This window comes from Clostridium sp. Marseille-P2415, assembly GCF_900155545.1.
Classification (GTDB): domain Bacteria; phylum Bacillota; class Clostridia; order Lachnospirales; family Lachnospiraceae; genus Lacrimispora.
Genome location: NZ_LT732526.1, coordinates 3,923,827 through 3,950,776 on the forward strand (window position 1 = coordinate 3,923,827; position 26,950 = coordinate 3,950,776).

General features: G+C 41.8%; 26 protein-coding genes. 20 read left to right on the forward strand and 6 right to left on the reverse strand.

What is annotated here, in order from left to right; translation table 11 throughout:
• The 3 genes from BQ9856_RS22890 to BQ9856_RS22900 all read right to left on the reverse strand — a co-directional run.
• On the reverse strand, positions 1–580 hold a 580-nt coding region (locus tag BQ9856_RS22890), incomplete at its 3' end, for a transposase family protein (RefSeq protein WP_077613038.1).
• A 393-nt stretch (positions 581–973) separates the two neighbouring features.
• A complete protein-coding gene (locus BQ9856_RS22895; protein WP_077613041.1) occupies positions 974–2,755 on the reverse strand; it encodes a sensor histidine kinase in 1,782 nt (593 codons plus the stop codon).
• On the reverse strand, positions 2,752–4,374 hold the full coding sequence (locus BQ9856_RS22900) for a response regulator (RefSeq protein ID WP_077613042.1): 1,623 nt from the start codon (positions 4,372–4,374) through the stop codon (positions 2,752–2,754). Before BQ9856_RS22900 ends, BQ9856_RS22895 begins: the two co-directional genes overlap by 4 nt.
• A gap of 219 nt (positions 4,375–4,593) precedes the next feature.
• On the opposite strand from BQ9856_RS22900, the gene BQ9856_RS22905 reads away from it, so the two are divergent.
• From BQ9856_RS22905 to BQ9856_RS22920, 4 genes are all read left to right on the forward strand, one after another.
• On the forward strand, positions 4,594–6,030 hold the full coding sequence (locus BQ9856_RS22905) for an ABC transporter substrate-binding protein (protein WP_077613043.1): 1,437 nt from the start codon (positions 4,594–4,596) through the stop codon (positions 6,028–6,030).
• Between the two features lie 114 nt (positions 6,031–6,144).
• A complete protein-coding gene (locus BQ9856_RS22910; protein WP_077613044.1) occupies positions 6,145–7,074 on the forward strand; it encodes a carbohydrate ABC transporter permease in 930 nt (309 codons plus the stop codon).
• A 16-nt stretch (positions 7,075–7,090) separates the two neighbouring features.
• The gene (locus tag BQ9856_RS22915; protein ID WP_200801343.1) at positions 7,091–7,966 is read left to right on the forward strand and encodes a carbohydrate ABC transporter permease; all 876 of its coding nucleotides are present in this window, start codon (positions 7,091–7,093) and stop codon (positions 7,964–7,966) included.
• 23 nt (positions 7,967–7,989) lie between these two features.
• A complete protein-coding gene (locus BQ9856_RS22920; RefSeq protein ID WP_077613046.1) occupies positions 7,990–10,419 on the forward strand; it encodes a hypothetical protein in 2,430 nt (809 codons plus the stop codon).
• A gap of 129 nt (positions 10,420–10,548) precedes the next feature.
• On the opposite strand, the gene BQ9856_RS22925 is transcribed toward BQ9856_RS22920, so the two are convergent.
• A complete protein-coding gene (locus BQ9856_RS22925) occupies positions 10,549–11,061 on the reverse strand; it encodes a MurR/RpiR family transcriptional regulator (protein ID WP_077613047.1) in 513 nt (170 codons plus the stop codon).
• A complete protein-coding gene (locus BQ9856_RS22930; RefSeq protein WP_077613048.1) occupies positions 10,979–11,269 on the reverse strand; it encodes a MurR/RpiR family transcriptional regulator in 291 nt (96 codons plus the stop codon). Before BQ9856_RS22930 ends, BQ9856_RS22925 begins: the two co-directional genes overlap by 83 nt.
• A 182-nt stretch (positions 11,270–11,451) precedes the next feature.
• On the opposite strand from BQ9856_RS22930, the gene BQ9856_RS24680 reads away from it, so the two are divergent.
• The 12 genes from BQ9856_RS24680 to BQ9856_RS22985 all read left to right on the forward strand — a co-directional run bounded on the left by BQ9856_RS24680 (position 11,452) and on the right by BQ9856_RS22985 (position 22,952).
• A complete protein-coding gene (locus BQ9856_RS24680; protein ID WP_159442071.1) occupies positions 11,452–11,628 on the forward strand; it encodes a hypothetical protein in 177 nt (58 codons plus the stop codon).
• A 79-nt stretch (positions 11,629–11,707) separates the two neighbouring features.
• Positions 11,708–12,703 (forward strand): Gfo/Idh/MocA family protein, encoded by a 996-nt coding sequence (locus BQ9856_RS22935; protein ID WP_077613049.1) that lies wholly within the window; start codon positions 11,708–11,710, stop codon positions 12,701–12,703.
• A 1-nt stretch (position 12,704) separates the two neighbouring features.
• On the forward strand, positions 12,705–13,727 hold the full coding sequence (locus BQ9856_RS22940; protein ID WP_159442072.1) for an NAD-dependent epimerase/dehydratase family protein: 1,023 nt from the start codon (positions 12,705–12,707) through the stop codon (positions 13,725–13,727).
• Positions 13,728–13,816: 89 nt separating this feature from the next.
• Complete coding sequence (locus BQ9856_RS22945) at positions 13,817–15,229, forward strand: glycoside hydrolase family 1 protein (RefSeq protein WP_077613051.1); 1,413 nt, start codon at positions 13,817–13,819, stop codon at positions 15,227–15,229.
• A 560-nt stretch (positions 15,230–15,789) separates the two neighbouring features.
• The gene (locus tag BQ9856_RS22950) at positions 15,790–17,220 is read left to right on the forward strand and encodes an amidase (protein WP_077613052.1); all 1,431 of its coding nucleotides are present in this window, start codon (positions 15,790–15,792) and stop codon (positions 17,218–17,220) included.
• Positions 17,221–17,244: 24 nt separating this feature from the next.
• Complete coding sequence (locus BQ9856_RS22955) at positions 17,245–17,727, forward strand: TRAP transporter small permease (RefSeq protein ID WP_159442073.1); 483 nt, start codon at positions 17,245–17,247, stop codon at positions 17,725–17,727.
• Positions 17,724–18,992, forward strand: a complete 1,269-nt coding sequence (locus tag BQ9856_RS22960) for a TRAP transporter large permease (RefSeq protein ID WP_077613054.1) — start codon at positions 17,724–17,726, stop codon at positions 18,990–18,992. Before BQ9856_RS22955 ends, BQ9856_RS22960 begins: the two co-directional genes overlap by 4 nt.
• Before the next feature lie 38 nt (positions 18,993–19,030).
• On the forward strand, positions 19,031–20,077 hold the full coding sequence (locus BQ9856_RS22965) for a TRAP transporter substrate-binding protein (protein WP_077613055.1): 1,047 nt from the start codon (positions 19,031–19,033) through the stop codon (positions 20,075–20,077).
• A 27-nt stretch (positions 20,078–20,104) separates the two neighbouring features.
• Entirely contained in the window at positions 20,105–20,902 is a 798-nt protein-coding gene (locus BQ9856_RS22970; RefSeq protein ID WP_077613056.1) for an HpcH/HpaI aldolase family protein, read from the forward strand.
• 115 nt (positions 20,903–21,017) lie between these two features.
• The gene (locus BQ9856_RS22975; protein ID WP_077613057.1) at positions 21,018–21,644 is read left to right on the forward strand and encodes a GntR family transcriptional regulator; all 627 of its coding nucleotides are present in this window, start codon (positions 21,018–21,020) and stop codon (positions 21,642–21,644) included.
• A gap of 630 nt (positions 21,645–22,274) precedes the next feature.
• Complete coding sequence (locus BQ9856_RS22980; RefSeq protein WP_077613507.1) at positions 22,275–22,568, forward strand: phage holin family protein; 294 nt, start codon at positions 22,275–22,277, stop codon at positions 22,566–22,568.
• Positions 22,569–22,751: 183 nt separating this feature from the next.
• Complete coding sequence (locus BQ9856_RS22985) at positions 22,752–22,952, forward strand: hypothetical protein (protein ID WP_139348754.1); 201 nt, start codon at positions 22,752–22,754, stop codon at positions 22,950–22,952.
• A gap of 41 nt (positions 22,953–22,993) precedes the next feature.
• On the opposite strand, the gene BQ9856_RS22990 is transcribed toward BQ9856_RS22985, so the two are convergent.
• Positions 22,994–23,539 (reverse strand): helix-turn-helix domain-containing protein, encoded by a 546-nt coding sequence (locus BQ9856_RS22990; RefSeq protein WP_077613059.1) that lies wholly within the window; start codon positions 23,537–23,539, stop codon positions 22,994–22,996.
• A gap of 154 nt (positions 23,540–23,693) precedes the next feature.
• Here BQ9856_RS22990 and BQ9856_RS22995 point away from each other — a divergent pair, with 154 nt between their 5' ends.
• From BQ9856_RS22995 to gatB, 4 genes are all read left to right on the forward strand, one after another.
• Positions 23,694–23,900 carry a helix-turn-helix domain-containing protein gene (locus BQ9856_RS22995; RefSeq protein WP_442855568.1) on the forward strand — a complete coding sequence of 69 codons (207 nt, stop codon included), beginning with the start codon at positions 23,694–23,696 and terminating at the stop codon, positions 23,898–23,900.
• Between the two features lie 29 nt (positions 23,901–23,929).
• Positions 23,930–26,011: a BglG family transcription antiterminator gene (locus tag BQ9856_RS23000; RefSeq protein ID WP_077613061.1), complete on the forward strand. Its 2,082-nt coding sequence runs from the start codon at positions 23,930–23,932 to the stop codon at positions 26,009–26,011.
• A gap of 180 nt (positions 26,012–26,191) precedes the next feature.
• Positions 26,192–26,656 (forward strand): PTS sugar transporter subunit IIA, encoded by a 465-nt coding sequence (locus BQ9856_RS23005; protein ID WP_077613062.1) that lies wholly within the window; start codon positions 26,192–26,194, stop codon positions 26,654–26,656.
• The gene (gatB, locus tag BQ9856_RS23010; protein ID WP_077613063.1) at positions 26,657–26,947 is read left to right on the forward strand and encodes a PTS galactitol transporter subunit IIB; all 291 of its coding nucleotides are present in this window, start codon (positions 26,657–26,659) and stop codon (positions 26,945–26,947) included.
• The last annotated feature ends 3 nt before the right edge of the window (positions 26,948–26,950 follow it).

Consider the following 26,950-nt stretch of genomic DNA (forward strand, 5'->3'; position numbering starts at 1 on the left):
GTCCATCAAGTATGGCAATGGGGTTGTGTGACTTCTCATCTACAATAATAGTGCCGTAGGTATTTCTTTTTTTGAAAGCAAAATCATCAATACCTACGATTTCACCACACTCTGAAGGTGCCTGATTCTCAAAGCGTTTCAGCAAAAGGCGTATTACACTATCGCCACTGATGCGAATGCCCATCTCTTTACAGATACGGGAACAACCTTCGCAGCTCGTTTCCAATGCTAATGTACTGATAAAATCAGCGCATCGCTCCGTCATACGGCTATAGTAATTGAGGAAACCATTATAGGTTTCAGCAATTGTAGAAACCTTGCAAGAATCATTTTCACAGTTATATTCGTGTGCAGTTATTTCAAGCTCTACCTGTTTTCCTAAAATAGGCAGATCCTGTACCTTGCGAATATAGGTGCCATGGTATTGGTTAGAAATTTGTTTACATTCAGGACATTCGCAAGATTCGGTTGCGGATTTCATACGGATTTTTATTTTGGTTCTGTCCACAATAATTTCTGTAATTCTCAATAACTCTGTTGGATAAAATTTATCTAAATTTAATGCTGTAGTATCGTTCATAAACAGTATCTCCTATAGCATTATAGTATATCATATAAACTTTATAAGCGAAAGATACAAAACGGATATTTGCGGAAGAACCCATGCAACCGGATTGGCGGTTCAAAAACACCCGGAATACTCACAACCCCCTCCCGGCACGCCAAACCCTCCTTTTTCCTACGTTTTTGAGCGATCTCCAGTTCAAACCTGGTTGTCACCCCTCTTATGAAAGCCTCAGAATCCTTGTAAATCAGTAAGTGGTAAACCACTTACTGATTTAAACTAAGCAATCAACTTTTTATTATCCAATAAAAGGTTACGAGGAAATAGTGAGCAACCTAAATATGCAAAATCCTTTGAGGTTGCATAAAGTTCTTTGTTCTATTTTTAGTCCGTATCTCCGATCAAATATTAATTGTCTTTTAAAGGGATCTCAATAATTACACTGTTTTTTAAATAGGGAATACTGGTAAAGGATATCTTTGCCTTTTCACCGTAACAGGCAGTAAGCCGCTTCTGGAGATTGGCCAAGCCAAAATGATTTTTGGCTTCCGGATCAAGACAGGAAACTGCCTTTTCTATGTCGATTCCAGTACCGTTGTCTGAAACCTCAATTTGTATCTGTTTGTCTGAAACCGAGTGAATGGATATGGATATGGTTGGTGGAACCGGCTCGAATCCGCCGATAAAATTACTAAAACCGTGTTTAATGCAATTCTCGGCAAGAGGCTGTAGCAGGACTTTCATGATTTTTACATCTCTTAAGCCTGGCTCGATGGAGGTGATCAGCATGATTCCTGCAGAGGAGTGGCGGTTCATGATTTCCATATAAGAAGTGACATGTTCCACTTCCTTTTGTACTGAGATAAATGTTTTTCCCACACTTAAGGTAATCCTTAAATACCTGCCCAGGCTTTCCAGCATTCCTCCGGCCGTGTCAGAGTGACCGTTCAATACCTGAAAATGAATGCATTCAAGAGTGTTGTAAAGAAAATGAGGATTAATCTGTTCCGACATCATCTGGATTTCAGCTTTGGCTTTTTTCTGCTCTTCGTCTTTGATCTGCTTTAGCTGAAGCTGTATGGTATCGTACATTTGATTGAGCTGGGTCCCTAAAAGGCCGATTTCATCTGTGTAGGGAAAGGTTACTTTTTTATTATAGGCATTTTCATTGATTCTTCCGATGACTTTACCGATGGATTTTAAATTTCTCGTAAGAAGATGGGAAAGAGCAAATGATAATAGACCACTGGCTGCAAAGCATGCGAGCCACACCAGAATAAAAAAGGACCTGAGTTCTTTGATATCTCCTGTAAGAGAAGATTTTTTGACCATATGAACGATCTTTAAGCTGCAGAATTTAATGGAGTCCATTTCTAAAAACAGCTCCTCCTTCTGGTTCTTGACGGTTCCGCTTTGAGGCCCATTTTTCCCGGCTACCCAGTCCTTTACTTCGGGAAGAAAGGCATCTGGAAATTGGGCGTCCGTAATATCAAGAGGAACTCCGTCTTCTTTTGCCAGATACATACAATAGGTATAGCTGTTGGACATTCTGTCAAAGTAGGCACGTATCTGAGCAGTATCAATCAGCAGGATAAATCTTGCTTTTTTTGTGCCGGGAGCATCCTGATAGGCAAGATTTGCAGAGGCAGGACTATAGGATACAGGATAGGAAATCGGAATGGTACTTCCTTGCTTGAACATGGAGTTGAAACGGGTGGGAAAGATGGTAATGTGAGGGTATTCCCATATGTTTTCAGTAAAAAGTGTTTCAAAGTAGCTGCTCATCCCAAGAGAAGCCGGACTGAAAAGAATCCCGTCTTCTCCGCAAAGAATCACATTGTTTATCAGATCGTGGCTCTGCAAAAAAGAATCAGTCTGTGACATGGCTTCTGAAAAATATTTTGCATATCCGGTAAAATTCCGGTTATTGATATCGGATATCATTTGGGGAAAGGGTTCCTTTACCAACAGGTGATCAGTGGCTGTGGATAAGGACATAAACTGGGAGGAAAGAGAAGAACCAGTCATTTGGATCGACCTTTCCGCCTTTTTGTATACCTCATTGGTGTTCCTTTTGTAAAAATAAGAATAGGAAAGCTGAGTGATCAGAATCAGGGCCGCCGAAGTAATAAAAATCATCCCGGTCAGCAATTTATATCGAACCTTTAAATTGGCAAACCAGTGCTTCATCGGATGCTCCTTTCTTCTGCTGTATACTGCTTCTGGTAATCAGAGGGAGTGAGCCCGGTCCGCGCTTTGAAAGCCCGGCTGAAGGATCTGTAATCTTCATATCCAAGAAGCATGGACACTTCACCGGGAGTATGCTCAGGATGTTTTAATTGCTCCTGGGCATAATTTATTTTTAGGTCCAGTGTGTAATCCCGGAAATTCAATTGTGTTTTATTTTTAAAATAAGTACTGAAATAGCTTTTACTTAAACCAAGATAACTGCAGACATCCTCTGTTTTTGGATTCTTCAACAGGTTTTTATTGATATAGGTAATGGCTTTTTCTATAAGGGGATCGCTTCTGGCGGCCCGGCTTACGGAAAGTTCATCAGCAAAGCTGCATAGTATTTTGCACATAAAAGAGCGTATCTCATCAAGAGATGTCAGGCTCTGAAGTGTGGCAAAGGAATTTCCGGTATAGCTTTTGGGAGGTCCATCCAAATATCTGGAAAGCTGGCTCTGAACGGTAATGATCAGATAATTGCACATGTTATACAGGTAGGATGGAGGCGGGGCAGAACGGTCCAGAAGCTTGTCCAGATAGTTATTAAAGTGTGTCTTTATCTCATCAAAATTATCCTTTAGTATGGAGTTTAATATTTCATCGCCAGGCATGACAACGGGGGGCTGCTTTGCGGTGAAAGAAGCTGAATCGAGGACAGGCCCGGTTTCAGGATAGATATGCCAGGATATTACCTGTCTGGCATCCTGTAAAGAAGCGTGGATGCTGGAAAGAGATGATACGGGCTTTCCGATGGCGGCGGCAATTTGAACCATGGCGGTGTTTTCTGCTCTCCGGATGTATCTGGTCAGTAAACTTTTAAAGGAACTGTTATCGAAAGATGTGAACGGAAGGTTTATTAAAAGAAGCAAACCAGCCGGAGGATATTCGGCGATGAGGATAGGCTTGCCTTCAAATTCTATTTCCAGCGTTTTTCGCAAGGGGATCAGGGCCTGATTCAATTCTATGTTTTCCTCTGTACTTTGGTGAGGCGAATAAGCCCGGATTAATACGGCGCAGCTGTCTATGTCTTTTATGGGCAGAGAGTAGTCATTGATGACTTTTCTCAGCTCTGGTGCAGACAGTTCTCCCCGGAGGAGCTGAGGAATCAGATTGAGCTTGTGCAGAGAAATCTGGGCTTTCCGCAGTTTCCTTAAGGTTGACAGCTGGTCACTGTGAAGATTCCGTTTGCTTAAAATGTTCTCACGAAGTCTTTTAATTAGTTCCGTTAATTCTTTTATAGAAATGGGTTTCAGTAAATATTCAATAATTCCGTATTTGATTGCAGTTCTGGCATATTCAAATTCATCATAACCACTTAAAATCACAAAGGAACAGTCAAATTGTTCTTCCCTTGCCCGGCGGACCAGCTCTAAACCGCTCATTCCCGGCATCTGGATGTCGGTGATAACGATGTCCGGTTCATAATATCTGATTTTGTCAAGAGCCTCAGCACCGCTTGCAGCTGTTCCAATCACGGAGATGGAATAGTCTTCCCAGGGGATAATAGAGCGTAAGCCGGAGCGTATTTCTGCTTCGTCATCGACAATCAGAAGGGTTATTGTTGAAACTGGAATCATTATGGTCTCCTTTAACAGTCAGTAAAATTAAAAGCAAGGCCATTATAGCATTGTGCACAATGAAAAGCAAGATTGAAAGGGAAGGGGAAGGATAGTTCCAAAAAAAATGTTACATGGATGATAAAAAATGTGGTGCAAAAGTTTGACAATATGCATTATTATGATGGTACATGTTAAGTGGTGAATTAAAGAATAAACAAAACGAAAGGGAGTAAAAATATGAAAAAGTCAAAGAAGCTTGCAGCGCTGGGACTTGTAGGGGCAATGGCGGTATCAGCACTGTCTGCATGTTCTTCAGGGGGAGATGCTGGAAGTACAGGCTCTGAAAGTAAAGCTGGTGACACCACAGCGGCTGCTGCAGAAACAAAAAAGGAAGCATCTTCCGGAAACAAGGTAAAAATCACTGTCTGGACTGAGAACCGACATGATATGGAGTACATGAACAAGGTTGTTGAGGAATTCAACAGTACTCATGATGATGTTGAAATTGAGTATGTGGTACAGACAGAGAATTATGTGAATCTAATTACAATGGCAGCAAATTCTGGACAGTCGCCAGACATTTTTTCGGCAGTAAGCTCGGAAAATTTTAAGAACTTTGCAGAGAACGGCATTATTCAGCCGATTAACGATTACATAACAGATGATTTCAAGAAGGTAAATGAAGTTGACGAGCACTTATTTGAGGGGAGCAACTCACTTGGCGATGATATTTACTGGGTTCCGTGCGGAAAGAGAAGCGGTTCCAGATTTATCTATAATAAGGAAATTTTCGATAAGCTGGATCTTGAACTTCCTGCCAGGATCAGTGACCTTCCAGACCTTACAAGAAAGATAACAGAAACAGGAAACGGAGATTATTATGGGATTATTTTCCCCGGAGCAAGTGGTCCTTTTGAACGCTGGATTGAACATTCTGCTGAAATGAGCGGTGTTACTGCATACAACTATAAAGAAGGTAAGTTCGATTTCTCTGGTTACAAGCCATTTATTGAAACTGTACGCCAAATGTTTGAGGAAGGAAGTGTATTCCCGGGAGCTTCTTCCATGAAGATCGATCCTGTCCGTGTTCAGTTTGCAGAGGGCCATGTTGCTCTTCATGCCAATGCTTCCCAGGAAGCTACGGTTCTTACTGAGCAGTTCCCGGCTGAAATTGAATGGGGTGTTGCGCAGCTCCCTACTTTAGACGGTGAGATCAGGGGTGCTGAAGGTTGCAGTATAAACTGTGGCTGGATGATGAGTGCATTAACAGAGCATCCGAAAGAAGCATGGGAAGTAATAGAATATTTTGGTTCAGAAGAAGTATTAAAAGGATATCTGGAAGGTGGTTATTCTCTTCCTCTTTCCACGTATATGGACGGAAAAATTGATAAATCAAAAATAGGCAGAATGGCTGATTTCTCCAATGTTGATTATGAAGCAGTATTGCCTGTAGCGCCAGGCGTAACTCCGGAAGGTGAAAGCTATCGTGATGCATTATGGAATGCATGTCTTCCGGAAGGTGGTTCTATTGATGATACCATTGCCAAGCTGAACCGGACTTACAATGATGCTTTAGATAAAGAAGTTAAGATGGGCAAGACAAAGCGTCTGGTAATTAAGGATTATGATCCTCTTCACCCCAATGCGGGTACAGCGGAATATCTGGCTCAGTAAGATTGATATCCTGGCTGCTGCAAAACAGTTTTGCTGTCTTGCAGCAGCTTTTTCACTGAGGGAAACGGCGTTAATGAAAGTAATATAAATTATGAAAAGTAAGGAGCGTACTGAATGAATACAAAAAGGATTTTGGGACAACGTTTGAAAAAAAGCTGGGATCATGGAGATATTCCCATGTGGTTGATGCTGTTTCCTACTATATTTTTTATTCTTGTTATGTCGGTTTATCCGTTTGCCTGGCTGATCCGGTATGTTTTCTATGATTACAATGGATTTAAAGAATATTATGTAGGAATGGCAAACTTTAAGCGTTTGTTTACAGATACCATTTACTGGAACAGTGTACTTCATACCTTTGAATATGCATTTTTAAAGCTGCTATTTGTTCTTCCCCTATCTCTGATAACCGCAGTGCTGCTGCAAAGGAAGAGATTCGGAAGCGGGCTGATCCAGGGAATCTATTTCCTTCCCACGGTTATAAGCTCAGCTGTATATAGCTTGATCTGGTACTTCATTTTTGCAACCTATAACGGTGTTTTAAACGCTTTTCTTCAGGCATTCGGAATTATCAATGCTCCTATTGACTGGCTTGGAAGCAGCAAGACTGCCATGACTGCAGTTGTTATTGTGGCTGTCTGGGGAGCTTTTGGTAATTATATGATTCTTTTGATTTCCGGACTTACGGGAATTTCGTCGGATGTTTATGAAAGTGCCCAGATTGACGGTGCCAATGGAATTCAGACATTCTTTAAGATTACTCTTCCAATGCTTGGACCGGTTCTTAAGGTTGTCATTATGCTTGCGATTACCACTGCATTTAAGGATTATCAGTCCATCCTGGTTTTGACCGGAGGCGGTCCCAATAACCGTACCCATGTTATGTTTTCATACATTTTCCAGATGGTATTCGGAACTTCCACATCGTCATCCCAGCTACAGATCGGATATGGCTCGGTGCTTAGCATTATATCTGCACTTATTGTTGGTTTAGTTACCATTATTTACTTAAAATTCAGCAAAAAAATGGATGAGATATCATAGAAAGGAGACCGGGAAAATGGCAAGGGAAAGAGTAAGTCATTCCGTTGAATCAAGAAAAACTAAAATCAGTAACGTAATTATTTTTCTGCTTTTAGCTTTTCTTGCGGTGTTGACGGTTTATCCAATTATTTATATCGCTTTCGGCTCCTTTAAAACCAACAATGAACTGGTTCGGGGAGGCTTAAGGCTGTTGCCGGAGATATTTGTTTTAGACAATTATACCCAGGCATGGGAAATGGCCAATTTCTCCAGATATACCATTAACAGCCTGATCATCAGCTTTGGTGTCATGGCAATTTCGCTGTTTGTAAGCAGCATGGCAGGATATGTATTTTCCAGAAAACAATTCCGCTTAAAAAGTCTGATCTACAATGCTATGGTTTTATTTATGTTTATTAATGTGGGGAGCGCGGCACTGCGTCCTCTGTTTGAACTTGCAGTAAAGCTCCATATGAATAAGTCACTTATATCCATTATTCTTATATCCGCAGGAAGCGGGCAGGCTACTTATGTATTCCTGATTCATGGATTTATGAACAGTGTTCCGAGGGAACTGGATGAAGCAGCAAAGATGGATGGCTGCAGCTTTTTTGGAATCTACAGCAGGGTCATTCTTCCTGTATTAAAACCGGCACTTGCCAGCGTTGCATTGTTATCCTTCCGTGGAGGCTGGAATGAATACATCCTTCCGCTTATCTTTACCATGACCAATGAAAAGCTTCGTCCTCTGACCGTTGGTGTTGTTGCACTGCAGAATGCCGGTGACGGAGCAGCTGCATGGAATATCCTGTTTGCAGGATCGGCAATCGCCATTATTCCGATTATTCTTGTTTATATTGTTGCAAGCAAGCAGTTTATGGGAGGAATGACAGCCGGAGCGGTAAAAGGCTGATTAAGAAGAAAAGAGGAAATGAAATGGAATTTCAGCTGAATCAATACGGTTATATTACAAACTATCTTGTAAGCGGAAAAAAAGAGACCGGTTTTTTTAGTGACGCAGTTGGGAAAGACCAGCTTGCATGTGAGAAAATCATGAGAGAGCAGGTGGCAGATCACAATGAAAAAATGCCGGAGGGGATAATCCGTGCCGGTGAAATAAGTTCTCTTGGAATGCCGTGGGAATATGACTACAATTTTGGAAGTTGGTTTGTAGACCGGTCTGCTTTTTATCCTTTACTTAAAAAAATAGAACTTCATGCTGCTTCGGCGTTGATTGCCCCGGAGAACATGGAGGCGGAAGTCTGGCTGTGGAGCTATGCCTCAGTAGATTTATGGGTCAACGGAGAGTATGCAGGAGGAATTAAAACGCCTGTTTATAAGCCGATAAACCGTCAGGTGCTTCATCTGAAATTAAAAAAAGGAGAAAATCTGATTTTTGTCAGGCTTCAGAATCTGGGTGTCAGAGACACCAGAACGCTTTTCGGAATTCAGATTCCGGGAGAGGAGAAGAAGGTTCTTAAGGTGGCGCTGCCTGATGACAAAGCAGTTAAGAAGCTGACAGATGCCGGGGAATGGCTTTCTTCTATTACCATGGAGGAGGGGAAACTTTTATTTTCCTCTGCAGCTCCAGGAGGAAGCACTTTAATTTATGATTCAAAGCCTGTGGATTTTCTGCATCAGAATAACCGTTACACCCGCCATGATATTTCGGGTCATAAGAATGTGCCCCTTCAGCCTGGCTGTCCGTATTTTAAGGTAGAGGTAGCAGTTGGGAGCCAGAGGCTTACCAGAAGTTTTGAGAGACAGGAGATATTAGGGCCTGTCTGGAGCGGAGTCTCCGACCGGGAGGAAAATAGAGAAAGAATCTATGAAAGAATCGCATCAGTGGGACAGATCCCCAGGGGAGAGAAAGAAAGCTTTTCCATGTATCCGATTCTGGCACGTTGTTATACGAATGCCATGACTTCTGAGGACAGAAAAGAGATATTAAAATCTCTTGACCAGATTGAAAGCAGGAGAGACTGTTCTGATTTCCTCACCTGTGCACTTGTCCGGTTTATAAAGCTCTATTCCATGGATGAGGAGCTGGCGGTACGCTGTAGAGAGGTTATGCTGAATTACAGATACTGGATGGATGAAAAAGGTAGTGATGGAATGTGCTTCTGGAGTGAAAACCATTCCCTTATGTTTTTTGTAAGTGCTTACCTGGCAGGCAGCGTTTATTCCAATGACTTGTTTATCCGTTCGGGAAGAACAGGGAAAGAAATGGAAGAAGCAGCAAGAATTCGGATTTACGACTGGATGGAGGAAACTCTTAAAGAAGGTTTTGATGAATTCCACAGCGGCGGTTACACCCCGATTACCTTTGCCGCCATACTGAATGTAGTGGATTTCGGAGACGAAGAACTTTCCGGACTGGCAGTAAAAGTGGCAGACCGTTTATTACATGATCTTTCCCTGCAGACCTTTAAAGGAGTTTGCATTGCGCCTATGGGACGTGTATACCGTGAGGTCCTTTATCCTTATGCTCAGGACATTCAGTGCCTGGTGAATCTGCTGGATCCGAAAGCACCGGACAAGTTCAGTGAATGGATCATATTCCTCGCAACCAGCAAATATAAGCTTCCCAGCCGCCTTGATAAAATCATGAAGCAGCAAATATCCATGGTTTATGGGGAAAGCAATGCCAGGATCTGCGTGGAAAAGAATGAAGCTTACATGCTCACTTCCGTTCAGTCCCCAAGAGACGGAGAACCCAGGGTATGGGAAAATATATATGGCAGGGAAGATGCCTGCCAGGGAAGCTTTGCCTATGTTAAATCCTTGAATGAATGCTTCCATGGTACGACACAGTTTGAGCCGGGGGTATTCGGCTACCAGCAGCATATGTGGTATGCGGCTCTTGATCCGGCTGCTGTGGTATTTGTCAATCACCCGGGCGGAAGCTGTGAGACCAGTTCCACAAGACCGGGATACTGGTTCGGAAACGGGATCATGCCTGCTCTTAAACAGGTGAAGAATGTATTGTTTGGAATTTACCGGATTCCTGAGAGTCATCCGATTCCTTTCACCCATGTATACTGGCCTAAAAGCCGGTTTAAAGAACAGATCATGGAAGATGGCTGGACAACGGGAAAAGCAGGAACCGGTTATGTGGCGCTTTGGTGCAGTGAACCGCTAAAGGCTTATGAGGATCAGCTCTTTGACTGTGAATACCGGGCGGAAAGCAGAAATACTGCTTATGTCTGCGTCTGTGGCAGTCAGGAGGAATTTGGCAGCTTAAGAGAATTTCTTGATGATTGTAAGAAGAAAGAACCCGTTTATGATAAGGAAAACAGCAGATTGCAGGCTGGAAATGACGGTGTTATCTATGAAAAGCATGAGAATTTGACACAATATATTTAGATGGAGGTCCGTGATGTTAAATCATCTTCGGAGTCCATTCTTCTGTTTTGGGAATAAAAGTGGGGCGTTGTTCCAAAGATGATTAACAACTATGGAACAACGCCCCCCAATCAATCTAACCATTGAAGGCTAAAATCTGGTATCAAGAAACATCGTCTCAGTATCTATTCTGAGCTTTTGGTTTTTACTATAATTAGCAGCAAACAAACAGGAATACAGGACATTTAACACGTATTCGATTGCCATCTGTGAAGAGAAGGTGGAAAATCTTATGGATTGGCTTTCCTTCTTTATCAGGGGAACCATAATATCGCTTAGCATGGCAATATGGGAAGAAGGGTTTGATGTAATCGCTATAATTTTAACATGATTTTTCCGGAGAATTTTGGCGGTTCGCGTGGGCGCTTTTGTTTCACCGCTATAGGAAATAATAATGGCGCAATCCTCTTTCGTAAATGTGTTTGCAAGCTGATCGTTTTCGCCGTGTATGGATGTGCTGATTAAATTTATATTGATCTTCATCAACCTGTTCTGAAAACTTAAGGCCCGGATATAACTGTCACCCTCTGCAAATATTCCAACCCGTCCGGCATTTAATATCGTGCGGACGGCTTTTTCTATTGTGCTGCAGTAATTCTGCAGAGAATTTTATTTTAAAATCTTTATAGCCCTTTAAACCGATTTTCCGGCATAAACGTACAATGGTTGAAGTCGAAGAATTGGTATTCAGGGCAAGCTCCTGAATAGACATTTCCAATATCAGATCCTTGTTTTTGAGAATATACTGTGATATTATCCGCTCAGAGGAATTGAATTGCTTGGCTTTTTCTAAATTACTGATAATAGGCATTTTGCTACCTCCTGCCAAAGATTTTAACACATAATGTCAGGAAAACAAATAAATTTCACCCTGTGGGTGATTAATATGTGTAATTTTGTTCCAGGATAATTGAAAAAGATGGCATGATTTTTTGAACAAAATAACAACATCGGGAAAAAGATTTACAAAGCCGAAAAAACGTGCTAATTTGAATGTACAAAGCGCTTATGACAACCGATAGGTATGCGGATGCTGTCATTTTAACAAAGGATATGCCGATCCGCGAGAGGGAACGGTTTGAAGGGATGGTGATCTTTCATGTTACGGTAAAAGCAGCGATCAAAGACGCGGTTAAGATCATGGAAGCGGTGGAATCACACTGCAGATAACGGAAATGGGCAGATTGGCTGTACAAATGTATATGCAGACTTATCTGCCCGTCATTTTAAAATATAAGGAGCAGATGACATGAAAATTGGAATAATTGGTTCGGGATTAATCGTCCGTACCGCTCTGGAAGTTATAAAAAATATTGAAGATACCCGCTGTACGGCAATGTATTGCCGGACCGCGGGAAAAGAATCAGCGCAGGAAATTGTAAATGAATATGGAATCGGCAGCCTGTACGATGACATTGATGCTTTTTTGGCAGATGATACATACGATGTGGTATATGTTGGCGTAATCAACAGCGGGCATTATGAATTCACCAAAAAGGCCCTGCAGGCAAAAAAGCATGTGATATGTGAGAAAGCATTTACTTCCGGTTATCAGGAGGCAAAGGAGCTGCTTGATTTAGCGAGAGAAAATCAGTTGTTCCTGTTTGAAGCGATCATGCTCCGGTATTTGAATAATTATAGAGAAATCAAGAAAACGATTCCGCTGCTGGAGGATATTAAATTGATCCAGTGCAATTACTCCCAGTATTCCAGGCGGTACGATAAGTATCTGGCTCATGAGGTATTGCCGGCATTTGATCCGGAGCTGTCAGGGGGATGTCTGTACGATATCAATGTTTATAACGTACATTTTGTTGTCGGATTGTTTGGCAGGCCTGAGAAGGTGCACTATTTTGCCAATATTGGTTATAACGGGATTGACACTTCGGGAGTTCTGGTTCTTGATTACGGCTCCTTTAAAGCTGTATGCTGCGGGGCAAAAGATTCCGCAAGTCCGGCCGGAAGCACCATACAGGGTGAGAAAGGCTATATCTTAGTGGATTCCATGCCCGGTCATGTGTCAAATGTCAGCGTGGTGCTGAAGGATCAGACCTATAAGATTGATCTGGATCATATTGAAAATCCCATGGAAAATGAATTCAGGGCAATCTTTGATATGATCAGGGAAAAAGACTATGAACGCTGCTTTGAATATATGGAGCTTACATTGATCGCTATGGAAGTGCTGGAAGCAGGCAGAAATGATGCAGGTATTGTATTTGCAGCAGACAGAAAGCAGGTATAAGATGAAAAAGGTATTAATCGTAGGCGGGAGCGGAACAATTTCAAGCCCGATCACAGAAATGCTGGCACAGGATAAAACCGTGGAGCTGTTTGTTTTAAATCGCGGCAATAACAATGAAAGTCTGCCGGAGAACATTTCTTTCATAAAAGGAGATATCAATCAGACGGATGAAATGCAGGAGGTTATGAAAGGCCGGACCTTTGACTGCGTTATTAATTTTATTATCTGGAATGAAGAGAATGCAAAAAATAATATTGAAATTTTCAGGTACAAAACAAAACAGTTTATATACATCAGTACCGTATGTGTCTTAAATCATGAAACGGATTGCAATGTAAATGAAGCAATGGATAAGGGAAATTCCTATTCCGGGTATGGCAAGGCAAAGGCGGCGGCTGAGGATGTATTCCTGGAAGAAGCAAAACGTACAGGCTTTCCGATTACCATTGTGCGCCCGACACAGACGTATTCCAGGAACCGGATTCCGCTCAGCGTGAAGGGAAAAGGCTGCTGGCCGGTTATCAGCCGGATGCTCAGGGGAAAAGAGGTAATCATTCACGGGGATGGACAGTCCGTATGGGCAAGCACTCATGCCGATGACTTTGCGCAGTATTTCTGTAAACTGGTGGGCGATGAATCTGCAATAGGGGAGATTTATCAGATCATGAACCCGGAGCCGCATACCTGGGATATGATCTATCAGGAACTTGCCAGGCTGTTAAAGGCAGAGTATAAGCCGGTTTATATCGGAACCGACTTATTAAGAATGTCTAAGACATATAACATGGAAGAATCCATTCAGGGAGATAAGCGGTGGTCTAATATTTTTGATATCAGTAAGATCAGCTCGAAAAATCCGGGATATGCCTGCAAGATCAGCTACAAAGAGGGATTGCGGATGTATCTGGAATATATGGAAGCGCACCCCGAACTGAAAATCGAGGAACCGGAGTTTGATGAATGGTGTGACCGGGTAATCCGGCTATACGGAGAGGCGAAAGCAATTTTCGCAGACAGGATTTAAGGTTGGAGGAAAATTATTTTATTGACACCGGGCATTTTTATAGTTATGGTGTAATAAGGAATGAAAACGTATGAAGGGAGAAGATAATTATGCAGCATAAAAGATTAAAAGATTTTCCGGAGGATTTCCTGTGGGGAGCCTCCACTTCCGCTTATCAGGTGGAGGGAGCCAATCTGATTGACGGAAAAGGGCCATCCTGCCAGGATGTAAAAAAGGTACCGGAAGGAACTTCCGAACTGGATGTGTGTGCGGACCAGTATCATCATTATAAGGAAGATGTGGCATTGATGGCGGAAATGGGATTTAAGACCTACCGCTTTTCCATCGCATGGTCACGCATTTTGCCGGAGGGCGCCGGAAGGGTCAATCCTAAGGGCATCGAATACTACAACAATCTGATCGATGAATGCCTGAAATATCATATTGAGCCGTTTGTTACCATGTTTCATTTTGACATGCCGGCCGCTCTTGATCAACGGGGCAGCTGGGGAAATCCGGAATCTGTTGACTGGTTTTTAAATTATGCCAAAGTCCTGTTTGAGAATTTCGGAGACCGTGTCAAATACTGGCTTACAATAAATGAACAAAATATGCTGACGCTGGTGGGTCCTGTGATCGGGACGCTGTTCCTGCCGGAAGGCTGTACAAATGTGAAAAAGGAGGTTTACCAGCAGAATCACCATATGCTGGTTGCGCAGGCGAAAGCGATGGCCCTTTGTCATGACATGCTGCCCCACGCGAAAATAGGACCGGCACCTAATATTTCTCTGGTATATCCGGCCAGCTGTAAACCGGAAGATATTCTGGCAGCCCAGAATTACAATGCTATCCGCAACTGGCTGTATCTGGATATGGCGGTATACGGAGTTTACAACAACCTGGTATGGGCATATTTAGAAGAGCATGATGCCTGCCCGGTGTTTGCACCCGGCGATGCGGAGGCACTTAAGAACGGACATCCTGATTTTATCGGGTTTAATTATTATAACACTGCGACCTGTGAGGCGAGCGACGGAACTGAAACCATGGATCCTGGAGCGGATCAGCAGACTGCAAGGGGAGAGGCAGGATTTTATAAGGGATTTAAGAACCCGCATCTGCCGGTTACAGAATTTGGGTGGGAGATCGACCCGGCAGGATTCCGGGCTACCATAAGGGAAATGTATTCCAGATACCGCCTTCCCATGATCGTTACGGAGAATGGACTTGGTGCTTATGATAAACTGGAAAACGGAAAAGTACATGATCCTTACCGCATTGAATATCTGAGGAGACACATCGAACAGATTCAATTGGCAATTTCTGACGGCGCTGAGATGATGGGATACTGTCCATGGTCAGCCATTGATCTGATCTCGACCCATGAAGGCATGGTAAAGCGCTACGGTTTTATCTATGTGGACCGGGATGAGTTTGATGTGAAAAATTGTGACCGCTACCGTAAGGATTCGTTTTACTGGTATAAAAAAGTGATCGCCGGCAATGGGAAGGATTTGGATTAACGCTGATCAATGGGGCTTGTGAAATCCATGTTGATGAGCGGTCTGAAATATTGCAAAAGCCTATGAACAAATGATTGAACATATGGCTGATATCAGGCAGGCGGTTCAGGCAGGCAGCAGATGAATAAATCATCTGCTGCCTGCCTGATTTTTAGTTTAGAGCAGAAGGGTTTTAAAGAATGATCTCATGGCCGGTCAAATTAATAAATGTGTTACAGTTCGATTTACCAGAAGTATTTCAGCCGAAATTTTGAATTAAAAAGGACAGTTGAATGAGCTTTTTTTATGAAATATACGCATATTTTTATTGATGATTTAAACGAAAGTCAATTCTTTTGATACCTGAAATTTGGAATCTTTATGATAAAAATGAGTATTTGAACAGAAGAATTTGTATAAATCAAATAAAAATCATTGACAGCATTGTTAAATGATGATATATATAGTATGTAAAAATTGTCGACAATATAAATATTTAAAAAACACAAAAATGTAAATTAAAAAGGAGGTTTATTACTGTAAAGTAAATAATCAGAGGAATTGTTTGAGGAGGAAGTTTAATGGAAGACATTACAATGCTGAGTATGGAAAGGGTCTCAAAAATGATTGAGTATCGGGAGATTTCTCCAGTTGATCTTGTTGAGGCATGTATTGCTCGGACAGAGAAATTGCAGCCGGAGTTAAATGCGTATGTATATTTTATGGCTGATGAGGCCCGTGAGGCTGCAAAAGCTGCAGAAAAAGAAATTGATAAAGGACATTACAAAGGTAAGTTACATGGAATTCCGATTGCATTAAAGGATTTATATTATACCAGGGGGATTCCGACAACTGCAAGTTCAAATGTATTACGGGATTTCCGCCCTGAGTACAACGGTACCGTTGTACAGCGTTTGATCGATGCAGGTGCGATAATCATGGGAAAAACAAATACCCATGAATTTGCTTTTGGACCATCTACGGAGGAGAGTTGTTTTGGACCCACCCATAATCCATGGAATCCGAAAAAGATTCCCGGTGGCTCGTCCGGTGGTTCCGCAGTAGCAGCTGCTACCGGAATGGCTTATGTTGCAATGGGAACGGATACCGGCGGCTCCATACGAATCCCTTCCCATATGAGCGGAACAGTTGGTTTTAAACCAAGTTACGGACTTGTCAGTTTATACGGCGTTATTCCTATGTGTACCGCTACAGATCATCCGGGGCCATTGTGCAGAAGTGTTGCTGACGCGGCTATTACGGTAGATGCAATTACCGGTACGGACCCGCTCGATCCATGCCAGGAGCCAATTATGGGAGAATCAACTCACTTCTATAAGAAACTCCGGGAGAAAACCGATTTAAAGGGAAAGGTGATCGGTGTTCCAACTAACTTTTTCCTTGAGAAAACCGATTTTGAGGTTGAGCGAGTATTTAAAGAAGGAGTCGGGCGTTTTAAGGCATTAGGGGCAGAGATAAAATATATTGAGGTACCGCTTCTGGAGCTGCTGGATGATACAGGAGATTGTATCGTGTTTAGTGGAACCGCATTTACACATAAAGATATGTTTCATAAATATAGGGACAAATATCAGGAAGGCGTTGTAAAACGGCTGGAAGCAGGAGGAAAGTATACTGCCGTTCAGTATATTCAGGCACTGAAGGACCGTGAGAGACTTAAGCAGTCCTGGGAAAATGTCATGAAAGACTTGGACGCGGTTGTTGTGCCGACATGCCCGATCGAAGCTTATGACATCGGACTGCCGGATCCATGGCTGGTCCAGTCAAGAGGTAAAACAGAATATGGCAAGCAGATGTGTTCGCGGCATACCCGGTTGTCAAGTTTAACGGGAAGCCCTGCTCTTTCACTGCCAATTGGTTTAACAAAGAATAATTTACCGGTCGGACTCATGGTAATGGGGCGGAGAAACGATGATCTGGGTGTGCTGAGTGTTGGTGCGGCTTATGAAAAACATTATGATTACCCCAGGCTGAAATACGGAACAGTATAATAAAATATGCAAGGAGAGGACAAAATGAAAAAATTCTTAGGCCGTATAGATGAGAATCTGGCGATTATAGCGATGATTATCATGCTGGCTCTGGCATTTGTAAATGTTATTTCAAGATATTTTCTACATGCTTCTATCTCTTTTACAGAAGAAATCACCAGTGCGCTGTTAGTTCTGCTTTCCATGCTTGGAACCGCGCTGGCAGCGAAGAAACATGCTCACTTGGGGCTGACCATCTTAACAGACCTTATGAAACCTAAGACGAAGGCAGTATTTGTTGCATTGGGAAATGGAATGGGATGTGTATTCAGTATTGTTCTTTTTGTGACCGGCATTGGTATGGTCCGGAACCAGTATAACTTAAAACAGGTTTCCGTAGCTTTGCAATGGCCGGAATGGATATATGGAACATTTCTTCTTGTTGGAAGTTTTTTCATGACAATTTGTTTTGCCCAGGCCGTATTAGATATTTTAAAAACCATAAAGGAGGAGGGAAAGAATAAATGACAGCTGCAGTTTTATTTGGATCTTTTATTATCATGCTTCTTTTAAATGTGCCGATTGCCGTGTGTCTTGGACTTTCGAGCGTGTTTGCGCTGCTGAGTGCGGGTATGCCGCTGACCATGGTTCCCGGTAATTACTATGCAGCATCAAATAAGTTCATCCTTCTTGCCATTCCATTTTTTATTCTCGGTGGAAATATCATGGCAAAGGGCGGGATTTCCGGACGTCTGATAAATCTGGCCCGCAGCATGGTGGGGCATATCAGAGGCGGTATGGCGATTGTATGTGTAGTATGTGCCTGCTTTTTCGCGGCAATTTCCGGTTCAGGACCGGCAACCGTAGCAGCGTTGGGTGTATTGGTAATTCCAGCCATGATCGAAGCCGGTTATGAGGATTCTGATGCCAGTGCATTGATGTCAGTATCCGGTACGATCGGTCTTATTATTCCTCCATCCATTCTGTTTGTTGTGTATGGTTCCATTACCGGTGTATCCGTAAGTGATCTGTTTATGGGGGGAGTAATTCCGGGAATTGTTATGGGCCTTTGCCTGATTATTGCCTGTTTGATTAAAAACCGTCACCGTAAGCTGAAAACGCTTCCGAAAACCTCATGGAAAGAGCGCCGGGCTGCATTTAAGGATGCTTTTTTAGGATTGATGATGCCGGTGATTATTCTTGGTGGAATTTATGGCGGTGTTTTCACTCCTACGGAAGCAGCGGCCGTATCAGCCGTATATGGGCTGCTTGTCGGAATTTTTGTTTATCATAGCATTACTCTTTCTGTATTTAAGGATATCATCAAAGAATCAGTGGAACAGACGGCATCTGTTATGTTTATTAATGCAGCAGCCAGTTTATTTGCCTGGGTGATTACCATGGGAGGATACGGTGAAGTTGCAGCGACGGCATTAATTACCTTATCCGGAGGAAATTTGAAATTATTACTGCTTGTTATTAATATAATCTTACTGTTTGCCGGTATGGTTATGGATGGCACTTCAGCAAGCTATATTTTCGTTCCATTTATCAGCGCTGCTGCGATTTCATTAGGATATGATCCGGTTGCACTGGGGGTATTGACCGTTATGAATCTGGCAATCGGAAATGCGACACCTCCTGTGGGGGTCTGCCTGTATGTGGGCTGCAATATCGGCCGTGTTTCCATGAAACAGATTTGCAAGGCGGCGTTCCCTTATATTGCTGCATCTATAATCGCATTGTTCATTATTACATACGTACCTCAGCTTTCCTTGCTGCTGGTTAAGTAACTTAAGATGGAAAAACTATATAAAAAGGGGATAATTTTATGAAAAGAATCGTTGCTTTATTACTTGGTGTTTCATTAACCGCCGGATTATTGGCTGGATGCGGTTCATCCGCCGGTTCACCGACAGCGGCAGGAAATTCTGCAAACAGTGGTTCCGGTTATGAGAAACTGGATATTAAGATTGCTTCTATAGGTACAAAACAGGGGGCGGATACGGTAACTGCGCAGCATTTTGCAGACCTCGTGAATGAGGCATCAGGCGGACAAATCAAAGTAACTGTTTTTTCTGATGGATCGCTTACCGGCAGCAGTATGGCAAAGATGATTGAAATGCTGGTTTCCGGGGGGGTATTTGATATTGCGATTACTTCAGGCTCTACATTAGGCCATATTGATGAAAGGTTTCTGACTCATCAGATCCCGTTCCTGTTCAAAGATTATGATGAGGCAACCAAGTATCTCGATGGCACCGGCGGAGAATATTATACAAAGCTTATGGCTGAAAAAGGCCTCATGCCTCTTGGATCTTTCTATAACGGCATGCGTCAGCTTACTAACAGTAAAAAAGAAGTTACCGGTCCGGAAGATTTGAAGAATATGAAAATTCGTGTTCCAAACGGTGAAGTTTATATGAAAACGCTTAAAGACTTAGGGGCAGATCCAATTGCGATGTCCTGGGGCGAAGTATTTACAGCGCTTCAGCAAGGTACAATTGACGGAGAAGAGAATGGATATCAGACGATTTATTCTAATAATATCCATGAAGTTCAGCCTTATATCACGGAATGGAACTGGAGCTTTGACTGCAACTTCATTACTGTAAATCAGGCAGCATGGAATAAATATAGTGAAGCTGCTCAGACATTGTTAAAGGAAAAAGCTGAGGAGGCAGCGCAGTGGGGCCGCGAACAGATGCTCAATGATGATAAAAAAATCAAACAGGAATATCTTGACGGCGGTAAGATTACGATTACGGAATTAACGGATGAGCAGAGGCAGGTATTTGTAGATGCGGTAAGGCCGGTTCAGGAATACTTTATTGATAAGTTTGGTGCCGAGAGTTGTGCTGCATGGGGACTTGAATGATCGTATAAATGAGAAAGGAGAATAATCATGGAGAAGAGACCGAATAAGTTACGCGAGGCACTGAATCATCATCAGCCTTCACTTGGTACCAGAATAGAGAGTACCTGGCCGTATATAGCTGAGATGGCGGCTTCCAGCGGAATGTATGATTATGTACAGTTTGATGGAGAATATTCACCTTATGAACAGGCGGATGTGGAAAATATATGCAGAGCTTCCGAATTGTTTGGCTGCGCTACTGTTGTTAAAGTTGATCGTAAAAATCGGGCATTTGTAGCCCAGAAAGCAATTGCTTCCGGTGCTCATGGTATTTTATTTGCTGATTTATACAATGAGGAGGAAGTACGAAAAACTCTGTATGATATTTGCCCAAGTGCACCGGATGGAGGTATTTTCGGCCGTCCAAACCGCCGTTTTGGAATGAATGGATCTGGAAGAATGAAAGTAGCTGACTATGTTAAACAGGTAAATGATGTGGTTAAGATGGTTATGATTGAAAAAAAAGATGCCATGAAGAATCTCGAAAAAATTGTACAGGTACCAGGTGTTGATATGGTTGCTTTTGGGCCGCATGACTATGCGATGAATGTTGGCTGGGAGCCGGAAGAGCATGAAGAAGAACTGAAGCAGATTCATCATCAGATGATTAAAGTTGCATTGAAATATGGAGTTCAGCCGTGCGTTCTGTTAAATGATGCAAGCGAAATGCAGGAGTATTATGATCTCGGAGTCCGCCATTTTAATATTGGAGATGAACTGTGTACCCATATCGCTTTTCATTCTAAAGTGGGAAAAATGGCTAAAAGTATATTGAATAAAAAATAAAATTAAGAATCAATCTTTGCTTTTGTTTTGTTTCCTGATATGGTATGATTACCGTAGTTGCCAAATTTATTTTAGCAGTATTTTTATTTTAGTGTGTCTGTTAGGGTGGAGAAATATGTCAAGAAAAGATCAAGCTTATAATTATATCAGAAATGAAATCGTATCAGGAAGGCTAAAGCCAGGATTACCGATTAGGGAAAATGATATTTCGGAGATTTTGCAGATGAGCCGGACTCCAATCAGAGAGGCACTAAAAGATCTTGAAGCAGAGGGAGTTGTTATAAGCTATGCTTCACATGGAACCTTTGTGGCGGCATTAACACCGTATGATGTGGAAGAAATTTTTGAATTGCGTTCTCTTTTGGAAGCATGGGCCCTGGAAAAGAGCATTAATCGAATTACGGAGCAGGAATTGGACTATATTGAGAAAATGCTCGTGAGTGCTGATGAGTCCGGTAATTGGGATGAGATTCATGCGGCAGATCTCTGGCTGCATAATCTGATTGTGGAAAAGAATGGAAGTAAACGTCTGGTTACTTTCATGAATAATTTAAATACGCAGATTGAGCGAATCAGCATATGCGGCTCTGTTGATCCAAAACGGAAAGAAGATACATTTAAGGAACATAAGGCTATTATTGAAGGAATTCGCAGCAGAAATTTAAAGAAGAGCCAGACGTTACTTCGTAAACATTTGCGGCTTGTAGCAGAAGCGGCAATTGAAATAGCAAAAACGATTTAGATCTTTCCCGGGTTTCGCGAAAATGAATATATTTATATAATGAAACGAAGAAAAATGGCACTAGGATTTGCAACCTAGTGCCATTTTGTCTGCAGTCTGACGGTTAACCTCTAGGGTTAACTTAATGTGAAAGACTATTTGCAAAACTGGGAAATTAATTCTAATAAACCGCTTAAATCGCATGAGCTGAAGTCAAAAGTCATGATACGTAACCTCCCTTATTTTTTTTGTTTTCTTTGGAACAAGCTTATTGTAACATTAATGTAATGGAAATGTAATATATAAAAGATGGAATGCGAAGCAGTAATTGGCAAATGAAAGATTTATTCAAAGGCCCGTGAATCAGGCTGGCAATATATATGATTAAATATTAAGGTTCCCGGAAAAAAATATGAAAATTGGAAAAAAATGGCAAGAACCATTGAATGAAGTTATTCAGTATGTTAACATGAAATTGGGAGATGGCTGTATATTCATTGCCGGGATAAAGGTTGTTTCCTATATATGCTAAGGGAATATAAAACGGATTTATGATACCTTTCACGTCTTGGGGGAAATAATGCAGCTGCAGGATTGAAAGATAAGTTATTATTAATGCCGGAGGAACCGGCGGAAAGAGAGGATTCATATATGGAGCAGATCATTAATTATGTTAAACCGGAACTGATTGTAGTGGCAGTGGTACTGTATTTTTTAGGAGAGGGAGTCAAGCAGAGCCAGACCATCAAAAATAAGTATATCCCTCTTATCAATGGGGCAGCCGGTATCGTATTGTGTGGTATTTACGTATTTGCTACCAGCAGCTTTCAGACAGAGCAGGAAATTGCTATGGCAGCTTTTACGGCCATTACCCAGGGGATTCTGGTGGCAGGGTTGAGTACATACGCAGATCAGATTATTAAGCAGTCCGGAAAAACAGAGTAGTACCGATTTTCCCGTTATTCACATCTCGTCTATCTGTCCCATATAATACTACTGTATAATAAAAAAGAGAGGTATCGTACATGAGCTGTTTTTCGGGCTGCAGAAATAATTGCGGTTGCAATTGGAATAATAGATGTAATAATAACAGTGGGAATAATTGTTGGCGTGGCCGTGACGATAATTGTGACAGAGACCGAAACCGTGATCGGGAAGGGAATCGGTGTGAACGGGAAAAAAGAGAGGCTTACTGGGCCGGTTTCAGAGATGGGTGCAAAAATGCTCCGTGCCGTCGGCGGGTTGATGATGACTGTAATTGTGATTAAACAAGATGGACGGGAGTCTACAGGAGATGGAGACTTCCGCCCTGAAATGCGGGTGCCGTAAAAGGCGCCTGAGTACCACCTTGACAGGTATGCTTCTTTTATCTATTTCATTTCGTCGGATACTTCAATATCGGTTCCCTCATGGCCGGCTTGTGGATTGAGGCGGTCCGGCCGTTTCCTGTATTTTGATTGCTCCGATAAGTCTATCACATAATCATAAGCTTTCCTTTTTCCCAGATCAGTCAGCGTTAAATACACTTCTGCCATGTCGGCTATCTTATCCCTGTCGTCTGGCAGGGCTCTTTGTCCAATGGTTCCCAATCTTTCGTCTGTCCGGTAGTTTCCGTCAGCCGTTTCTCTGATCATTATCCCATCTTCAACTTTATAAGATCCTCTCTGCCATGCAGGGACGTCAATATATAGATTATTATAATCGGTATAATCATCTTCCCAGCCCATCAAATAGGCAGGAGTCGTTTTTAATATCTCAGCCAGTTTTTCTAAAACATTTGCAGGGACTTTTTCTATATGGCCATTTTCATATCTGAAAATAGTAGATCTTGAAACTCCTAATTGACTTGCTACATCGTCTGCACTCATATCTAATTGTTTTCTTCTGTCTTTGATTCTTTGACCGGTTATTGACATTTTCCTACCTCCTCAATGTATCATAGCACTGATGTTGCGTAAATGCAACATATACAGGCGCGAGTTTGCCATTCTCATATTGACTTTTTATTTTTAATGAGCTATTCTTATATTACAAGGTAGCATAAATGCGACTAAAAGGGAGATGGATTTTTTGAATATACAAATGTTAAAAGGAAAGATTATGGAGTCCGGGATTACACAGGAGGCGATGGCGGACGCCATTGGGATGAGCCGATGTACGTTTTACCGCAAAATGAAAAGAAAAGGAAACACATTTACTGTAGAAGAAATGAACAACATAGTGAAAACAATACATTTAAGCAAAGAGGAGGCTGTCAGTATTTTTTTTAGCACATAAGTAGCAATAATGCGACAAAAGGGGGAAGTATGAATCAGCGAATCGTTTCGATTATCAATTATCTGACAGCCGACAGAAAAATCAGCTTGGACCAACTGAGCCAGTATTATCATGTTTCTAAAAGAACATTGCGTAATGATATCAATTCTATCAATTTATTATTGATTGAGAACGGCCTTTATCCGATTTCGTTTGATAGGGAGAGGGTGATACGGCAAAGTGATTTTGGACAATTAATACAGTTGATTCCGGGACAGGACCTGTATTCTTATAAGTTATCAAGAGAAGAACGGAGTTTTCTGGCCGCTTCCATTCTGGTTTCTTCTTCTGATTATATTACATTATCTATGATTGCAGAGTATTTGTATGTGAGCAGGGCAACGATTATCAAAGATTTGGATTTGATTAAACAAATATTGGCGGCTGCGGACTTGGAGTTGATCTCATACCCGAATAAAGGGCTTTGGGTGCAGGGGAAGGAAAGTTTGAAAAGAAAATTTATCCTTGGTCTGATACAAAAGGAGCAGATATTTTTGCCGAAGGATGAAAAAGGGAATGCAAGGTTTTCCCTGCAGGCTGGGAATGTGGTTACGATCCGTAAAATTGTTACAGAGCAGGAAAAACTTCATGGGTCTCATCTGACAGAGGAGTCATACCAGTTGATAACAGATTATATCCGGGTTATGATACAGCGTAATAAACAAGGGGAATATATGGAACGGCTGGGACATGGTCCGATTGGTAAACGATACCGTATGGCACAGGATATTCTGAAATACATATCACAATATTGCAATATTACTTCTACGGAAGATGAGATCTTTTTCCTGGGAAAAATGCTGGAAGAAGTCCGCTATTTAAAACAGAAGGAGTTCACAGACCGGAATACCATTAAAATTCAGCTTCTCACCCGAAAGTTAATTGAAAATGTATCGGAAGAACTGGATATTAACTTAAGCGATGACTACGATTTCTATGAGAATTTATCCAATCATCTGCACTCTATGTTTCATAATAAAACCAGTTATCTGCCGCATAACAATACATTCCGGGATATTGTTCAGAATAACCGGGATGTACTGGCAGCGGTAAAGAAACATGTCAGACTCTTTTTGCCATATATAAAAAGAGAGATAGAGGAAATTGAACTGGCCTATATCACGATCCATATTTGCGCGGCCATAGAAAGAAAAAAGAATAAGGATGTGGCATTTCACGTAGTTTTGGCTTGTAATGGAGGCATTGGAACCTCTCAGCTGCTTCTTGCAAGGTTAAAGAAGCATTTTAACTTTAAGGTGGTAGACATTGTATCATCTCATGAAGCTGTTCTGATTACGCCGGAACAGGCTGATTTGATTATTTCCACGGTTCCGTTGAAAGAATGTCAGACAGAGCATATTGTTATCAGCCCCCTTCTCAATGATGAAGATTATATTCGTGTGGGCAGTAAGATAGATACCATAAGAAACAGCAGGCATTTACCAATTCGTAAAGAAAAAAAAGAGATAACGGTTAACGGCATCATAAAAACGGTTAAGCCTGTGATCCATAAATATCTGTCAGAAGCCGGAAAGCCGTGTATGGAAGAGATAAAGCTTTGCCTGGAAAATTATCTTGGAGAAAAAGATACGGGAGATGTTTTTTCTCCATATCTTCATCATTTATTGACTGCGGATTTTGTTGCTTTGGATGTTGAATGCTCCGACTGGAGGGAGGCGGTAAAACGGTCCGCGGAAATGCTGTTGAAAAAAGGATACATAGAAGAGCGGTATATTGATGCGATGATACGTAACATTAAAGAAAACGGGCCGTATGTTGTCATTTCAGAAGGATTTGCATTTCCGCATGAGGGCCTTGAGATGGGGACTTTGAAACTTGGGATGTCATTGATCCGTTTGAAAACACCGATACCGTTCGGAGATGATGAGTTTGATCCGGTTGAATTTGTCTGCTGTCTGTCGGCAGTTGATCAAAAATCTCATCTAAAAGCATTTTTTCATCTGGTAAATATGCTGCAGAATAAAGAATTCAAAAAGGCTCTTCGTGAGGCGGTTGATGCAGAGGCTGTTGCTGGTATCATAGAACGCTATGAATATATGATGGAAATATAGTGAAAAGGGCGGTTCATTGGAATCCGCCTTTTTCACTGTATATTTTTTTTCATAATCTGTGCAAAGAAATAAACTAATATACTTTCTTGCATAAATTGTGAAAGAACCTTGACTGTTTTTCGACAATATTTGGTGTTATGATTTAGCCGGAAAGGAAAATACAGGAAAGGAGGAGAGAAGATGCTGTGGCAGGAATTAGACAAGGAATTGATTTTTCTTGATTTAAATGTAAGGTGCAGTGATGAAGTCATGGATATTCTGGGTGGAACATTGGTGAAAGCAGGACATTGCAAACCAGATTATGTGGAAGCACTGAAAAAAAGAGAAAAAGAATTTCCGACAGGAATCGATACGGGCATGATAGGAATTGCAATTCCTCATACAGCGGTTGACCATGTGAACAATGGTAAAATTGCGATTGCCAGATTAGAAAGGCAGGTGCCTTTTCATCAAATGGGCAATGACGAGGAGGTAGTGGAGGTTAAATTGGTATTCATGCTGGCTGTTGATGATCCGGAACAGCATTTGACAAAGCTTCAAAGTATTGTGGCGGTGATTCAGGATAAAGACATACTAATGAAACTTTTGAATGCAGAATCAGAAGATCAGATGATTGATGCGATTAAGGAAAAGGAGATGCATTAAATGAGGAAGAAGGTTATCGTAGCATGCGGTGGGGCAGTCGCGACTTCTACGATTGCAGCAAATAAGGTCGTGGATTTATGTAAAAAGAACGGAATTGATGTTGAGATCTGCCAGATACGCATATCTGAAATTGAATCCTATCTGGAGGGAGCAGATTTAATCGTTACGACTTCAAAGGTAAAAAGGGACTATGGAGTGCCTTTATTAACAGGAATGCCTTTTATTTCAGGAGTGGGGGTTGAGAAAACCGAGCAGGCAATTCTGGAGGTATTAAAGGGGCTGGATTCTTAGAAG

What these genes read in the sequence shown, in the direction of transcription:
- BQ9856_RS22920 (WP_077613046.1), top strand. Translation starts at nt 7,990, where the DNA reads ATGGAATTTCAGCTGAATCAATACGGTTATATTACAAACTATCTTGTA.
- BQ9856_RS22915 (WP_200801343.1), top strand. Translation starts at nt 7,091, where the DNA reads ATGGCAAGGGAAAGAGTAAGTCATTCCGTTGAATCAAGAAAAACTAAA.
- BQ9856_RS22980 (WP_077613507.1), top strand. Translation starts at nt 22,275, where the DNA reads ATGGAGCAGATCATTAATTATGTTAAACCGGAACTGATTGTAGTGGCA.
- BQ9856_RS24680 (WP_159442071.1), top strand. Translation starts at nt 11,452, where the DNA reads ATGTACAAAGCGCTTATGACAACCGATAGGTATGCGGATGCTGTCATT.
- BQ9856_RS22905 (WP_077613043.1), top strand. Translation starts at nt 4,594, where the DNA reads ATGAAAAAGTCAAAGAAGCTTGCAGCGCTGGGACTTGTAGGGGCAATG.
- BQ9856_RS22945 (WP_077613051.1), top strand. Translation starts at nt 13,817, where the DNA reads ATGCAGCATAAAAGATTAAAAGATTTTCCGGAGGATTTCCTGTGGGGA.
- BQ9856_RS23005 (WP_077613062.1), top strand. Translation starts at nt 26,192, where the DNA reads ATGCTGTGGCAGGAATTAGACAAGGAATTGATTTTTCTTGATTTAAAT.
- BQ9856_RS22955 (WP_159442073.1), top strand. Translation starts at nt 17,245, where the DNA reads ATGAAAAAATTCTTAGGCCGTATAGATGAGAATCTGGCGATTATAGCG.
- BQ9856_RS22895 (WP_077613041.1), bottom strand. Translation starts at nt 2,755, where the DNA reads ATGAAGCACTGGTTTGCCAATTTAAAGGTTCGATATAAATTGCTGACC.
- BQ9856_RS22970 (WP_077613056.1), top strand. Translation starts at nt 20,105, where the DNA reads ATGGAGAAGAGACCGAATAAGTTACGCGAGGCACTGAATCATCATCAG.
- BQ9856_RS22965 (WP_077613055.1), top strand. Translation starts at nt 19,031, where the DNA reads ATGAAAAGAATCGTTGCTTTATTACTTGGTGTTTCATTAACCGCCGGA.
- BQ9856_RS22960 (WP_077613054.1), top strand. Translation starts at nt 17,724, where the DNA reads ATGACAGCTGCAGTTTTATTTGGATCTTTTATTATCATGCTTCTTTTA.
- BQ9856_RS22940 (WP_159442072.1), top strand. Translation starts at nt 12,705, where the DNA reads ATGAAAAAGGTATTAATCGTAGGCGGGAGCGGAACAATTTCAAGCCCG.
- BQ9856_RS22930 (WP_077613048.1), bottom strand. Translation starts at nt 11,269, where the DNA reads ATGCCTATTATCAGTAATTTAGAAAAAGCCAAGCAATTCAATTCCTCT.
- BQ9856_RS22975 (WP_077613057.1), top strand. Translation starts at nt 21,018, where the DNA reads ATGTCAAGAAAAGATCAAGCTTATAATTATATCAGAAATGAAATCGTA.
- gatB (WP_077613063.1), top strand. Translation starts at nt 26,657, where the DNA reads ATGAGGAAGAAGGTTATCGTAGCATGCGGTGGGGCAGTCGCGACTTCT.
- BQ9856_RS22950 (WP_077613052.1), top strand. Translation starts at nt 15,790, where the DNA reads ATGGAAGACATTACAATGCTGAGTATGGAAAGGGTCTCAAAAATGATT.
- BQ9856_RS23000 (WP_077613061.1), top strand. Translation starts at nt 23,930, where the DNA reads ATGAATCAGCGAATCGTTTCGATTATCAATTATCTGACAGCCGACAGA.
- BQ9856_RS22900 (WP_077613042.1), bottom strand. Translation starts at nt 4,374, where the DNA reads ATGATTCCAGTTTCAACAATAACCCTTCTGATTGTCGATGACGAAGCA.
- BQ9856_RS22990 (WP_077613059.1), bottom strand. Translation starts at nt 23,539, where the DNA reads ATGTCAATAACCGGTCAAAGAATCAAAGACAGAAGAAAACAATTAGAT.
- BQ9856_RS22935 (WP_077613049.1), top strand. Translation starts at nt 11,708, where the DNA reads ATGAAAATTGGAATAATTGGTTCGGGATTAATCGTCCGTACCGCTCTG.
- BQ9856_RS22910 (WP_077613044.1), top strand. Translation starts at nt 6,145, where the DNA reads ATGAATACAAAAAGGATTTTGGGACAACGTTTGAAAAAAAGCTGGGAT.